This is a genomic window from Novosphingobium sp. PhB55, assembly GCF_004368805.1.
GTDB lineage: Bacteria > Pseudomonadota > Alphaproteobacteria > Sphingomonadales > Sphingomonadaceae > Novosphingobium.
The window spans coordinates 270,245-283,542 of sequence record NZ_SODQ01000003.1; the positions used below are offsets into that span (position 1 = coordinate 270,245).

A 13,298-nucleotide genomic window follows, 5' to 3' on the forward strand; every position below is an offset into this window, starting at 1 on the left:
CGCTCCAGGCATGCTCTTTCCGTTCGTCGCCCGCGAGGAGGCGAAACTTCCCTCTGTTCGCCGCCCGTGAGGAGGCGAACCTCCTTCCCTTCGTCATTGCGAGGAGGCGAAGCCGCCGAAGCAATCCAGAGCGGCTCTGCGCGGCTCTGGATTGCTTCGCTGCGCTCGCAATGACGAACGTATGGGGGCAATCCGCCCCCGTCGGTTATCCGAGGTAGACGCCGGTCGGGTTGCCGGTAACGCCGGATTCCACCTCGAACAGCGCCCCGTCGAATTCGGATTCCGGCAGGCCCTTGGATGCCGAAGTCACGAACATGCGGTCCAGCTTCTCGCCCGCGAAGGCGATGTTGGTGATGCGCTTTGCGGGCAGTTTGATTGAGCGCTCGCGGGTGCCGTCGGGGGCGAAGCGGCTGATCTTGCCGCCGTCCCAATGGGCGGTCCAGAGATAGCCCTCGGCGTCAGTGGTCATGCCGTCGGGATAGCCGTCTTCCTCGGAAAAGCGGATGAATTCCTCGCGCGAGTGAGCGCCGGTTTCATCCAGGGCGAAGCGGTAGATCACGCGCAGCGCCGAGTCCGCGTGGTAGAGCCACTGGCCGCAGGGCGAGAAGGCCGGACCGTTGGGCACAGTGTAGTCGCTGTCGATCACCTGCCATTCGCCCGCGGGCGAGAGGCGGTAGAGCGAACCGGAGACGTTCTCCTCGGCCATGTCCATCGTGCCGCACCAGATTGCGCCGTGGCGGTCGGCCTTGCCGTCGTTCATGCGGTTGCCGGGCAGGTGCGGTTCGGGGTCGTTGCGCTCCGAGATGGTCAGCGGGTCGAGCGTGATATTGGCAACGCCGTCCTGGAAGCCGCCGATCAGGCCGCCTTCGGCGCGCGGGGCGACCCAGCCGAGACGGGCAGGCATGTCCCAGCGGGTCACGGTGTTATCGTCCAGGCTGAGACGGTTGAGGGCAGGGGCGAGGATGTCGACCCAGTAGAAGGCATTGTCGCGCGCGCACCAGAGCGCGCCTTCGCCGAGGGTATCGCGCACGTCGCGATCGATCTTGCGCCAAAGCGTCATGAAACTCTCCCTAACAGTAAATCGGCCCCCGCCCCGTCCTTTCCCTTGTGGGGACAGGCAGGGACGAGGGCCGAAAGGTCATCCGACGGCTAGATCGGACAGGATGTCGATCTTAGTGATTGTCGCCCTTAGTGGTTGTCCCTGGGCAGGCCCATGGTCTGGGCGATGCGCTGGTACTTCTCGGCGCCTTCGAGGATCGCGCCGGTGTCCATCTGGCCGACGACCGAGCGCTGGATTTCCTGCCACGGGGTCTGCGAGGCCGGGTAGGGGTATCCGCCCTTGGCTTCCAGAGCGGCACGGCGCGCGGCCAGTTCCTCGTCGGAGATCAGCACGTCCACGCGGCCCTTCTTGAGGTCCATGCGCACGCGGTCACCCGATTCCAGCAGGGCGAGGCCGCCCATGGCTGCGGCTTCAGGCGAAGCGTTGAGGATCGAAGGGCTGCCCGAGGTGCCCGACTGGCGGCCGTCACCGATGCAGGGCAGCGAGTGCACGCCTTCGGTGATGAGGTACGAAGGCGGACGCATGTTCACCACTTCGGCCGCGCCCGGGTAGCCGATCGGGCCGGCGCCGCGCATGAACAGCAGGGTCTGGGGGGTGATGCCGGTGGCCGGATCGTCGATGCGGTGATGGTAGTCTTCCGGACCGTCGAACACCACGGCCTGGCCTTCGAAGGCGTCGAGGTCGTCGGGGTTCGAGAGATAGCGGTCGCGGAATTCCTTGGAGATCACGCTGGTCTTCATGATCGCGGCGTCGAACAGGTTGCCCGACAGGACCAGGAAGCCGGCTTCCTCGACCAGCGGCTGGTCGAAGGGCTTGATGACCTTCTCGTCCTCGATCGTGGCGTCGCGGCAGTTGTCGCCCATGGTCTGGCCGTTCACCGTCATGGCGCCCTCGTGAATGAGGCCCTGCTTGATGAGCTGTGCGACCACGGCAGGGACGCCGCCTGCACGGTAGTAGTCTTCGCCCAGGTATTCGCCTGCGGGCTGGAGGTTCACCAGCAGCGGGATCTTGTGGCCGATGCGCTCCCAGTCCTTCAGCGGCAGATCGACGCCGATGTGGCGGGCGATCGCGGCGAGGTGGATTGGGGCGTTGGTCGAACCGCCGATGGCGGCGTTGACGGCGATGGCGTTATGGAAGGCGTCCAGCGTCATGATGTCGGAGGGCTTGAGGTCCTCGTGCACCATGTCGACGATGCGCTTGCCGGTGCGCCATGCGCATTCCTGGCGGTCGCGGTAAGGCGCGGGGATCGCGGCCGAGCCGGGCAGCATCATGCCCAGGGCTTCGGCGAGCGAGTTCATCGTCGTCGCCGTGCCCATGGTGTTGCAGTAGCCGGTGGACGGTGCCGACGAGGCGACCAGCTTGATGAAGCCGTCGGCGTCAAGTTCGCCGGCAGCCATCATCTCGCGGCCCTTCCACACGATCGTGCCAGAACCGGTGCGCTCGCCCTTGTGCCAGCCATTGAGCATCGGGCCGACCGAAAGCGCGATCGCCGGGATGTTCACGGTGGCGGCGGCCATGAGCAGCGCCGGGGTGGTCTTGTCGCAGCCAGTGGTCAGCACCACGCCGTCGAGCGGGTAGCCGTAGATCGCTTCGACCAGGCCGAGATAGGCCAGGTTGCGGTCGAGACCGGCGGTCGGGCGCTTGCCGGTTTCCTGGATCGGGTGGACCGGGAATTCCAGCGCGATGCCGCCGGCTTCGCGAATGCCTTCGCGAATGCGCTCGGCCAGCACGATGTGGTGGCGGTTGCAGGGCGACAGGTCGCTGCCGGTCTGGGCGATACCGATGATCGGCTTGCCCGAGCGAAGCTCTTCAAGGCTGATGCCGAAGTTCAGGTAGCGCTCCAGGTAGAGCGAGGTCATGTCGATGTTGTCGGGATTGTCGAACCAGGCGCGCGAGCGCAGCTTCGGTGCAGTCTTGTTGTCGGTCATGGGCGATCGTTTCTTTTCGAGGTCAGCGCGAAGAAGTGGAAACGCGGTAGATCATGACATGCTTGTAGGGCTTGCCGGGATCGACGCGGGTGGACGGGAAGTTCGCGTGGTTCGGCGAGTCCGGGAACTTCTGCGGTTCCAGTGCGATGCCGTCGCCCATGCGGTAGAGGTGGCCGTTCTTGCCGATGAACGTACCGTCGAGGAAGTTGCCCGCATAGAACTGCACGCCGGGTTCGGTCGTCAGCAGTTCCAGCACGCGGCCCGAGGCCGGGTCTTCCAGGCGCGCGGCCAGTTCGGGGGTCTTGGTCACGCCCTTGTCGAGCGCGAAGTTGTGGTCGTAGCCGCGGCCCATGACGATCTGCTCGTCCTTGCCGTCGCGAATGCCTTCACCGACCAGGCGGCCCTTGCGGAAGTCGAACACGGTGCCGGAAACGTCGCGCAGTTCGCCGGTGGGGATCAGCTTGTCGTTGACCGGGGTGTAGTGACCGGCCGGGATCGTCAGCACTTCCTGCATGGCGTCGCGCGGGCTGCCTTCACCGGCCATGTTGAAGATGGCGTGGTTGGTCATGTTGAGCACGGTCGGCTTGTCGGTCGTCGCTTCGAACACGATCTGCAGGTTGCCCTTCTCGTCCAGCGAGTAAGTGACCTTGGTCTTCACCGTGCCGGGGTAGCCCGAATCGCCGTCGGGGCTGACGAGCGAGAACACCGCCGTCGCCACGGCGCCGGACTTGACCGATTCGACCTTCCAGTTCTGGACGTCGAAGCCCTTGCCGCCGCCGTGCAGCGACTGGCCGTGGTCGTTCTGGGGGAGCTGGTAGCTCTTGCCGTCGAGCGTGAACTTGCCGTCCGCGATGCGGTTGCCGTAGCGGCCGATGGTGGCGCCCCAGTAGTTCGGGCGCTTCTCGTAGCTGGCAACGTCGTCATAGCCGAGCAGGATGTCGGCCAGCTTGCCGTCCCGGTCGGGGGCCATCATCTTCCACAGCGTGGCGCCGTACGTCAGGATCGTGGCGGAGACGCCATTGGCGGCCTTCAGCGTCACGGCCGAGACTTGCGTGCCGTCCGCCAGCGCACCGGCCGGAGCCTGCGAGGCATCGGCGGCCAGCGCCGGATTGGCCGAAAGGGCAAAGGATGAGGCGGATACCGCCATCGCTACAAACGCCTTGCGCAGTTTCCTCATTGCCCTAGCTCCCATTTCTTAGTGTAAGTCGATTCTGCATATTGGTTTCCGACGCGGCCCATTGACGACGCCGTGTCGCGCATATAGTCCGACAAATAGAAAGAGCGCAAGCCGGTTTGCCGCAGGGCACGGCGCGGTTCTCTGGTAAAGAGAGGATAGTCATGCCCCCAGTGGTTTCATCTGGAGATGCCCCAGTGCTTCACGCGCAGCCAGCGGGCGTCCGCTACGGCCCTGCGCTGACGCTGCTTGCCAGCCTGTTTTTCATGTGGGGCTTCATCACCGTCATCAACAACACGCTGCTGCCGCATCTGCGCAGTGTGTTCGATCTTAGCTACACCCAGACGACACTGATCGAATCGGTGTGGTTCATCGCCTATTTCGTGGCTTCGATCCCCTCGGCCAAGCTGATCGAGCGCGTCGGCTACCAGAAGTCGCTCGTCGTCGGCCTGCTGATCATGGCGGCGGGCGCGCTGGGCATGATGCTGGCGGCCAGCATCCCGTCCTACGGCGTGACGCTGGTCATGCTCTTCGTCATCGCCAGCGGCATCACCCTGCTGCAGGTTGCGGCCAACCCCTATGTCGCTGTCGTCGGCAAGCCCGAGACCGCGTCCTCGCGCCTCAACCTGGTGCAGGCGCTCAACTCGGCCGGTACCATGCTGGCCCCGCTCTTCGGCGCCTACCTGATCCTCGGCCGTTCCAAGAGCGGCACCTCCGCCGCCGGTACCGTGCTGACCGATGCCGAACGCCTGGCGGACGCGCACTCGGTGATCCTGCCTTACGCGCTCGTCGCAGTGGTGCTGGTGATCCTGGCCGTGGTGATCGCCAAGTTCCCGCTGCCCTCGATGGGTTCGGCGAACTCGCGCCTTGCCAAGGACCAGCGCAAGCACTTGTCCTTGTGGAACCACCGCAACCTCGTGTTCGGCATTCCCGCGATCTTCATCTACCTGATCGCCGAGATCGGCGTGGCGAACCTCTTCGTGAACTTCGTCAGCCAGCCGGACATCGCCAACCTGACGCATGAGCAGGCAGGCAAGTACCTGACCTTCCTCTGGGGCGGCATGATGGTCGGCCGCTTCGCCGGTTCCGCGATCATGCAGCGCTTCGATGCGGGCAAGGTCCTGGCGTTCTTCTCGGTCGGCGCCTTCGCGGTGATGGTCGTGACGATCTTCGCGCATGGCCCCGTCGCCATGTGGTCGCTGATCCTCGTCGGCCTGTTCCACTCGATCATGTTCCCGACCATCTTCACGCTCGGCATCAAGGGCCTCGGCCCGCTGACCGAAGAAGGCTCGGGCCTGCTGGTCATGGCGATCGCCGGCGGCGCGCTGGTGATCGTGCAGGGCTGGCTGGCCGACAACTTCGGCCTCCAGAACTCCTTCATCCTGACGGCTGTTTGCGAACTCTACGTGCTGTTCTACGCCTTGTGGGGCAGCAAGGTGACCAACGCGGAGCCGGACCTCGTGCCGGAACCCGCCGAGTAACCGGACGATCCAGCATCAACGAAAAAGGCCCCGGCGATCGCTCGCCGGGGCCTTTTTCTTTTTGGAGCGGTAAGTAAAGCCGTCGTCCCGGATCAAGTCCGGGGCGACGGTTGCCCTATTTTTTCTCCATCGCGCTGCGGGTATCCTCCAGCGCCAGGTCTACCAGCACGTTCATCGCCTCGGCTGCCGCGGCGGCATCGCCGGCGGCAATGGCGTCGTAGACGCGGACATGGTCGGGGATCGGGTTGCGGGGCAGGGCGCGGGCGCGCTGCTTGAACTGGGTGGTCCAGTTCACTGCCGCGCCGATCGAGGCGCTGAGCACCAGCAAGGCGTCATTGCGCGTCGCCTGGAGAATCGCATTGTGGAAATCGCGGTCCGCCGCGCGGCCGGCCTCGGTGGTGAGCGTATGCCGACGCATCGCCGTCAGCGCGTCCTTCATCGCCTTGAGATCGTGCTTCTCCCGGCGCTGCGCGGCCAAGCGCGCGGCGGCTGGCTCGACGATGGCGCGCAGTTCGAACAGGCTGCGCACGAATTCGATGTCCGGCTCTCCGGCAAAGGCCCAGCCCAGCACTTCGGGATCGAGCAGGTTCCAGCGATCGCGAGGAAGGACCCGCGTTCCCGCCTTGGGCCGGCTGGCGACCAGACCCTTCGCACTCAGGACCTGGATGGCTTCCCGATAGGCGCTGCGCGAGACTTGGAGTTCCTCGGCAAAGGCGACTTCACCAGAAAGTATGTCTCCCGGTGCATATTTGCCGGACAAGATGGCCGTTCCCAGTTTATGGGCGATAGCGCCGTGCAGGCGGCGGCCCGGACCACGGGCTTCGTCGGCCGGCCTTCCACTTTCTTCATCGTTCACGAAATTGGCTTCTGACACTGTTATTGGCACCTCTCCGATGGAACCTAACAGTCCTTCTCACGCGAAGGAACGACAAACATTGCGTTTCTGATGCGCTGGGAATATGTCGGAGTAAATAGGGAGATCCCAAATGACCGAATTCCGTTCCATCGTGGCCGAAACCGGCGAGCCCCAGGGCGAACCGCTGGCCGTGAACGGCCTTGCCGATGTCACCGCCGCCTGCGCCGCAGCGGCTGCCGCATTCGATACCTACCGTGCCACCGACCGTGAAACCCGCGCTGCGTTCCTTGAGCGAATCGCAGACGAGATCCTGGCCATCGGCGATTCGCTGATCGACGCCTATGTTGCCGAGAGCGGCCTGCCGCGCGGCCGCGGCGAAGGTGAGCGTGGCCGTACCATGGGCCAGCTGCGCATGTTCGCCGATGTCGTCCGCAAGGGCCAGTGGCAGCAGCTGCGCATCGATCCGGCCCTGCCGGACCGCGCTCCTCTGCCCCGCCCCGACCTGCGCCTGCGCATGATCCCGGTCGGCCCGGTCGCCGTGTTCGGCGCCTCGAACTTCCCGCTCGCCTTCTCGACCGCCGGTGGTGACACCGCCTCGGCGCTGGCCGCCGGTTGCCCGGTCGTGGTCAAGGGCCACCCGGCCCACCCGATCACCGGCGGGCTGATTGCCGCCGCGATCACCAAGGCCGTCAAGGACGCCGGTCTTCCTGAAGGCGTGTTCCAGCACCTGGTCGGTCCGTCGAACGAACTCGGCGCCGCGCTCGTGCAGGATCCGCGCATCATGGCGGTCGGCTTCACCGGTTCGCGCGGTGGCGGTCTCGCCCTCGCCAAGCTGGCCCAGGCCCGCGAAGTGCCGATCCCGGTCTATGCCGAAATGTCGAGCATCAACCCGGTCCTGCTGCTTCCCGAAGCGCTCAAGGCCCGCGGCGCCGCTCTCGGCACCGCTTTCGTCGGTTCGCTGACGATGGGCGCCGGCCAGTTCTGCACCAACCCCGGCCTGATCCTGGCCGTGGACGGTGAAGGCCTGGACGCTTTCGTCGCCGCCGCCACCGGCGGTGTGTCGGAAGCCAAGCCGCAGACCATGCTGACCACCGGCATCGCCGCCGCTTATGCCAAGGGCGTCGAAGCGCTTGAAGGCAATGCCGGCGTCGAGACCATCGCCAAGGGCGAAGAAGGCAGCAAGACCACCGGCGGTGCGATCCTGTTCCAGACCACGGCCGAGCAGTTCCTCGCCGACAAGGCGATCGGCCACGAAGTGTTCGGCGCCGCGTCGATCGTCGTGCGCTGCAAGGACGAAGCCGAACTCGCCAGCCTGCTCGAAGGCCTGGAAGGCCAGCTGACCGCCACCCTGCACATGGACGCCGCCGACGAAGCCGCAGCTTCGCGCCTGCTGCCCGTGCTGGAGCGCAAGGTCGGCCGCATCCTCGCCAACGGCTGGCCCACCGGCGTTGAAGTGTGCCACGCGATGGTGCACGGCGGCCCGTTCCCCTCGACCTCCGACCCGCGCACCACGTCGGTCGGCAGCATGGCGATCGACCGCTTCCTGCGTCCGGTCAGCTACCAGAACCTCGCTCAGGACGTGCTTCCGGCCGAACTGCGCGACGCAGCCTTCGGTGACGGCGCGCCCCGCCTGATCGACGGCACGCTTACCCTCAACTAACCCCACTCAATCCCCGCAGCGCGCCCCCTCAAGAAGGCGCGCTGCGGACCTGGGAGAGACCTCCATGACCTACCTTCGCCTGCTCCAGCATCGCGCGCCCGACGGCGTGCGCTCCGTCATCCTGGCCGAGGGCGATGCCGCCCACTTCCTTCAGGGCGTCACCACCACGCGCGAACTCGCGTCGCGCGCCATCGCCGAAGGCGTGACGCTGGCCGAGGCCGCCAAGGCTGCCGGACAGGGCGAAGCGGTCGACATCAAGGCCGAATTCGCGGCGGGCAACCTGCTTGCCCCGATCGACCACGACGATACTGCCCACCTGCTGATGACCGGCACGGGCCTGACGCACCTCGGTTCGGCCGAAGGCCGCAACAAGATGCACCAGGCTGCCGCCTCGGGTGAGCACGTCACCGATTCCATGCGCATGTTCCTGGAAGGCCTCGAAGGCGGCAAGCCCGCCGCCGGCACCGAAGGCCAGCAGCCGGAATGGTTCTACAAGGGCGACGGCCAGCTGCTCGTCGGCCCCGGCGAAGCGCTGACCATGCCTGCTTTCGCCAAGGACGGCGGCGAAGAGCCCGAACTGGCCGGCATCTACCTGGTCGGTGAAGACGGTAACGTCTACCGCCTCGGCCTCGCGCTCGCCAACGAGTTCTCGGACCACATCACCGAGCGTCACAACTACCTGTGGCTCGCCCACTCGAAGCTGCGCCAGGCCGCCCTCGGCCCGGAACTGCTGCTCGGCACCCCGCCGGAGAAGATCGAAGGCACCAGCAAGATCGTGCGCGGTGGCGAAACGATCTGGGAAAAGCCCTTCCTCTCGGGCGAAGGCAACATGTCGCACACGTTTGCGAACCTTGAGCACCACCACTTCAAGTACGACTTGTTCCGCCGCGCCGGCGACGTGCACGTCCACTTCTTCGGCACCGCCACCCTGTCGTTCGCGGACGGCGTGACCACGCAGGAAGGCGATGTGTTCGAGATCGACGCCGCGCCCTTCACCCTGCCGGTTTCGAACCCGCTCGCCCGCGCCGCCGCTTCGGCCGAAGCGACCACGACCGTGAAGGCGCTCTGAGCCATGGATCCGATCCGCATCGCCATCGTCGGCGTGGGCAAGATCGCGCGGGACCAGCACATCCCCGCGATCGAGGGCAACCCGAACTTCAGCCTCGGCGCCACCGTCAGCCCGCACCATCGCGGTCCTGAAGGCATCCCGCACTTCTCCAGCCTCGACGACCTGATCGAGAACGGCCCGGCGATCGACGCCGTGGCGCTCTGCACTCCGCCTCAGGTCCGCTACGACCTGGCCGCGCAGGCGCTGGCCAAGGGCATGCACGTCTTCCTCGAAAAGCCGCCGGGCGCGACCCTGGCCGAAGTCGCCGCGCTGGAAAGCCGCGCCGACAAGGTGGGCGTGACGCTCTTCGCATCGTGGCACTCCCGCTACGCCGCGGGCGTCGCCCCGGCTCGGGCCTGGCTGGCCGAGCGCAAGATTCTGAGCGCAAAGATCATCTGGCGCGAGGATGTGCGCGTCTGGCATCCGGGCCAGGCCTGGATCTGGGAGCCGGGCGGCCTCGGCGTGTTCGATCCGGGCATCAATGCCCTTTCGATCGCCACGCACATCCTGCCGCGTCCGTTCTTCCTGAAGGAAGCGACGCTCAGCCTGCCCGCCAACCGCGCCGCGCCGATCGCCGCCGACATCGAGTTCCGCGACACGGCCGGGGCCGAGATCCACATGGACCTGGACTGGCGCCAGACCGGCCCGCAGTCCTGGGACATCATCGTCGAGACCGATGCGGGAACGCTGAAGCTCTCGCACGGCGGTGCCGTGCTCACGCTGCCCAGCGGCACCGAGCACAATGAAGACCTCGAATATCCGGGTCTCTATTCGCGCTTCGCGAACCTGATCCGCGGCGGTCGCAGCGATGTGGACATCGCGCCGCTGCGCCTCGTCGCCGACGCTTTCCTGCGCGGCAAGCGCGATATGGTCGAAGAATTCCACGACTGAATTTCCCAGGGAGGGGACTGACAATGCTGAAGGCGCTTCGCCTTACCACTGCTGCCGCCCTGCTGAGCGCCACCGCGCTCGCAGGCACGGCTCACGCCGATACCGACGGACAGGCCACCACCGCGACGATCGACGCCGCCAAGCCCGGCCCGGTCTATCACAAGGAAGTCTTCACCCAGTTCGCCGAGCACCTCGGCAACGGGATCTACGGCGGCCTTTGGGTCGGCAAGAACAGCAAGATTCCCAACACCAACGGCTTCCGCAACGACGTCGTCAGCGCGCTCAAGGACCTTTCGGTCCCGGTGATCCGCTGGCCCGGCGGCTGCTTCGCCGACGAGTACAACTGGCGTGAAGGCATCGGCCCGCAGAACAAGCGCCCGGTCAAGATCAACACCCATTGGGGCGGCGTGACCGAACCCAACACCGTGGGCACGCACGAGTTCTTCGAGCTGATCCGCCAGGTCGGCGCCGAGGCCTACATCGCCGGCAACGTCGGTGACGGCACCCCGCGCGAAATGGCCGAGTGGGTCGAATACATGACCTCTCCCGCAGGTTCGCTGGCGGACGAACGCGCCAGGAACGGCCACAAGGAGCCCTGGAAGGTCGCCTACTTCGGCGTCGGCAATGAGTTGTGGGGCTGCGGCGGCAACATGCGGCCCGAATTCGCGGCCGATGAGACCCGTCGCTATGCCACGTTCGTGAAGGCCCCCGCCGGCACCAAGATCCTCAAGGTCGCCGCCGGCGCCAATGTCGACGACTATAACTGGACCGAGACGATGATGCGCGTCGCGGCCCCGCAGCTCGACGGCGTTTCGCTGCACTACTACGTCCACCCGGCCGGTGGCTGGCCGCCGCGTGCGCCTGCCGTCGACTTCGACGAGCATGGCTGGGCCGATGCGCTGAACGGCGCGCGCCACATGGACGAGCTGATCACCAAGCACTCGGCGATCATGGACAAGTACGACCCCGAAAAGCGGGTCTTCCTGGCCGTGGACGAATGGGGTTCGTGGTACGCCCAGGATCCGGGCACGCATCCGGGCTTCCTGCGCCAGCAGAACACCCTGCGCGACGCGCTGATCGCCTCCGTCCACCTGGATATCTTCGCCAAGCACGCCGACCGTGTGCGCATGACCGCCATTGCCCAGATGGTGAACGTGCTCCAGGCGATGATCTTCACTGACGGCAACAAGATGGTGCTCACGCCCACCTACCACGTCTTCGAGATGTACAAGCCGTGGCAGGACGCCACCGTGCTGCCGATCCAGATCAAGTCGCCCTGGTATCACAAGGACGAGTTCTCGATGCCGGCCGTCAGCGGTTCGGCCGTGAAGGCGAAGGACGGCAAGATCCATGTCGGCCTGTCGAACCTCGATCCGAACCAGTCGAACACGGTGACGATCAAGCTCGACGGTGTGAGCGCTTCGGCAGTCACCGGCCGTATCCTGACGGCACCGGCGATCAATTCGCACAACACCTTCGACACTCCGAATGCCGTCAAGCCCGAGGCCTTCTCCGGCGCGACCGTGCAGGGCGGCAACCTTGTCGTCACCCTGCCGGCCAAGTCGGTCGTGGTGCTCGAACTGCAATGAGCGTGAACTACGTCCTCGGCGATTGGGGTACGACCCGCCTGCGGCTGTTCCGCCTTGACGGCGAGGACGTAGTTGCCCGGCTCGATGGGCCGGGCGCGCTCGAAGGCAATGCGCAAGAGGCGCTGGCCGAGAGGCTGGAACTCTGGAAGGCTGCCAATGAGCAGTCCGGTGTCGTGCAGTCTGGTGCCGTGCTGGCCGAAGTCGTGCTTTGCGGCATGGCCGGGGCACCCGGCGCGCTCGTCGCGGCAGGCTATGCGGCCTGCCCGGCGGACGCCGCCAAGTGGCTGTCCTCGCGCACGGAGCTTGAAGTGGCAGGCGTTCCGGTTTCGGTGCTGCCCGGGCTGAGCTGCCATGCGGACGGCGCGCCGGAAGTCATGCGGGGCGAGGAAGCGCAAGTCTTCGGCGCCCTCGCGCTTCACCCGGAACTGGGCGAGGGCGAGCACCTGATCGCGCTGCCGGGCACCCACTGCAAATGGGTCACGGTCAAGGACGGCACGATCACCGGCTTCCGCACGCACCCCACCGGGGAGCTGTTCGCCCTGCTGGCGGGCAAGTCGACCCTGACCGGGCCGGATACCCCCGGCGAGGGCACTGTCGACGAAGGCTTCGCGCGCGGTCTGGAACGCTGCGGAGAGCCGCTGACCGGCGCGCTGTTCGAAGCACGCGGCGCGCGGATGCTCGACGGCCGCTCGAAAGACTGGTCGCGCGGGTACATTTCCGGCCTGCTAATCGGCGGCGAAGTTGCAGCGCGTGTGCAGCCGGGCACTTCGGTGATCTTGATAGGCGACCCGGCGCTATCGGCGCTCTATGACCGTGCGCTGGAAGGGATCGGCTGCACCGCCCGCCGCATCGACGGCGACGCGGCGGTTCTCGCCGGCCTGCGTATCGCAAAGGAATTGAGAGCATGAAGATCGAACAGGTTCTGGCAGAAGGCGCTGCCCCGGTCGTCGCGATCCTGCGCGGCATCCAGACCCACGAAGCGGTCGAAATCGGCCACGCGTTGGTCGAAGCCGGCGTGCGCATCATCGAAGTGCCGTTCAACTCGCCCGACCCGGCCGGTTCGATCGGCGCCATGGCCGAGGCTCTGGGAGACCGCGCTGCGATCGGCGGCGGCACCGTGATCGGCACCGATCTGGCCGAGACGCTCGCGGGCGTCGGCGGCACTTTCATGGTTTCGCCCAATGTCGATCCCGCCGTCATCAAGCGCGCGATCGAACTCGGCATGGACGTGCTCCCCGGCTTCCTGACCCCGACCGAGGCTTTCGCCGCCGTCGCGGCCGGCGCCAGCGATCTCAAGCTGTTCCCCGGCTCGGTGCTGGGCAGCAGCTACATCAAGGCGATCCGCGAAGTCCTGCCCAAGACCAGCCGCGTATGGGCCGTGGGCGGCGTGGGCGCTGCCAATGTCGCGGAATACCGCGCGGCCGGCGTGTTCGGCATCGGCGTGGGCGGCAGCCTCTACAAGCCCGGCTTCGATGCCGCGACCGTCGGGGCCAAGGCCGCCGAGATCGTCGCCGCATGGAACGCCTGCGCAGCATAAGACAGATTTGGAGA

At 66.3% G+C, this 13,298-nt stretch carries 11 protein-coding genes; 7 read left to right on the top strand and 4 right to left on the bottom strand.

The window, feature by feature from the left end; translation table 11 throughout:
- Window positions 1–205 precede the first annotated feature (205 nt).
- The 3 genes from EDF57_RS08790 to EDF57_RS08800 all read right to left on the bottom strand — a co-directional run bounded on the left by EDF57_RS08790 (window position 206) and on the right by EDF57_RS08800 (window position 4,165).
- Window positions 206–1,060, bottom strand: coding sequence for an SMP-30/gluconolactonase/LRE family protein (locus EDF57_RS08790; protein WP_134093929.1), 855 nt, complete (start codon window positions 1,058–1,060; stop codon window positions 206–208).
- Window positions 1,061–1,188: 128 nt separating this feature from the next.
- Window positions 1,189–2,988, bottom strand: a complete 1,800-nt coding sequence (locus EDF57_RS08795; protein ID WP_134093930.1) for an IlvD/Edd family dehydratase — start codon at window positions 2,986–2,988, stop codon at window positions 1,189–1,191.
- Between the two features lie 22 nt (window positions 2,989–3,010).
- On the bottom strand, window positions 3,011–4,165 hold the full coding sequence (locus EDF57_RS08800) for an aldose epimerase family protein (RefSeq protein ID WP_132268312.1): 1,155 nt from the start codon (window positions 4,163–4,165) through the stop codon (window positions 3,011–3,013).
- Window positions 4,166–4,326: 161 nt separating this feature from the next.
- Between EDF57_RS08800 and EDF57_RS08805 the strand changes: the two genes are divergently transcribed.
- Window positions 4,327–5,643: a sugar MFS transporter gene (locus EDF57_RS08805; protein WP_132268314.1), complete on the top strand. Its 1,317-nt coding sequence runs from the start codon at window positions 4,327–4,329 to the stop codon at window positions 5,641–5,643.
- 115 nt (window positions 5,644–5,758) lie between these two features.
- Here the strand turns inward: EDF57_RS08805 and EDF57_RS08810 are convergent, their stop codons facing one another.
- Window positions 5,759–6,499 (bottom strand): FadR/GntR family transcriptional regulator, encoded by a 741-nt coding sequence (locus EDF57_RS08810; protein ID WP_208324825.1) that lies wholly within the window; start codon window positions 6,497–6,499, stop codon window positions 5,759–5,761.
- Between the two features lie 130 nt (window positions 6,500–6,629).
- Here EDF57_RS08810 and EDF57_RS08815 point away from each other — a divergent pair, with 130 nt between their 5' ends.
- The 6 genes from EDF57_RS08815 to EDF57_RS08840 all read left to right on the top strand — a co-directional run bounded on the left by EDF57_RS08815 (window position 6,630) and on the right by EDF57_RS08840 (window position 13,284).
- The gene (locus EDF57_RS08815; RefSeq protein ID WP_134093931.1) at window positions 6,630–8,159 is read left to right on the top strand and encodes an aldehyde dehydrogenase (NADP(+)); all 1,530 of its coding nucleotides are present in this window, start codon (window positions 6,630–6,632) and stop codon (window positions 8,157–8,159) included.
- A gap of 64 nt (window positions 8,160–8,223) precedes the next feature.
- Window positions 8,224–9,228 (top strand): AraD1 family protein, encoded by a 1,005-nt coding sequence (araD1, locus tag EDF57_RS08820; protein ID WP_134093932.1) that lies wholly within the window; start codon window positions 8,224–8,226, stop codon window positions 9,226–9,228.
- A 3-nt stretch (window positions 9,229–9,231) separates the two neighbouring features.
- Window positions 9,232–10,158, top strand: coding sequence for a Gfo/Idh/MocA family oxidoreductase (locus EDF57_RS08825; RefSeq protein ID WP_134093933.1), 927 nt, complete (start codon window positions 9,232–9,234; stop codon window positions 10,156–10,158).
- Between the two features lie 23 nt (window positions 10,159–10,181).
- Window positions 10,182–11,747 carry an alpha-L-arabinofuranosidase C-terminal domain-containing protein gene (locus EDF57_RS08830; RefSeq protein WP_134093934.1) on the top strand — a complete coding sequence of 522 codons (1,566 nt, stop codon included), beginning with the start codon at window positions 10,182–10,184 and terminating at the stop codon, window positions 11,745–11,747.
- Window positions 11,744–12,655 (top strand): 2-dehydro-3-deoxygalactonokinase, encoded by a 912-nt coding sequence (locus tag EDF57_RS08835; RefSeq protein WP_134093935.1) that lies wholly within the window; start codon window positions 11,744–11,746, stop codon window positions 12,653–12,655. Before EDF57_RS08830 ends, EDF57_RS08835 begins: the two co-directional genes overlap by 4 nt.
- Window positions 12,652–13,284, top strand: a complete 633-nt coding sequence (locus tag EDF57_RS08840; RefSeq protein WP_134093936.1) for a 2-dehydro-3-deoxy-6-phosphogalactonate aldolase — start codon at window positions 12,652–12,654, stop codon at window positions 13,282–13,284. The genes EDF57_RS08835 and EDF57_RS08840 overlap by 4 nt, the downstream gene beginning before the upstream one ends.
- The last annotated feature ends 14 nt before the right edge of the window (window positions 13,285–13,298 follow it).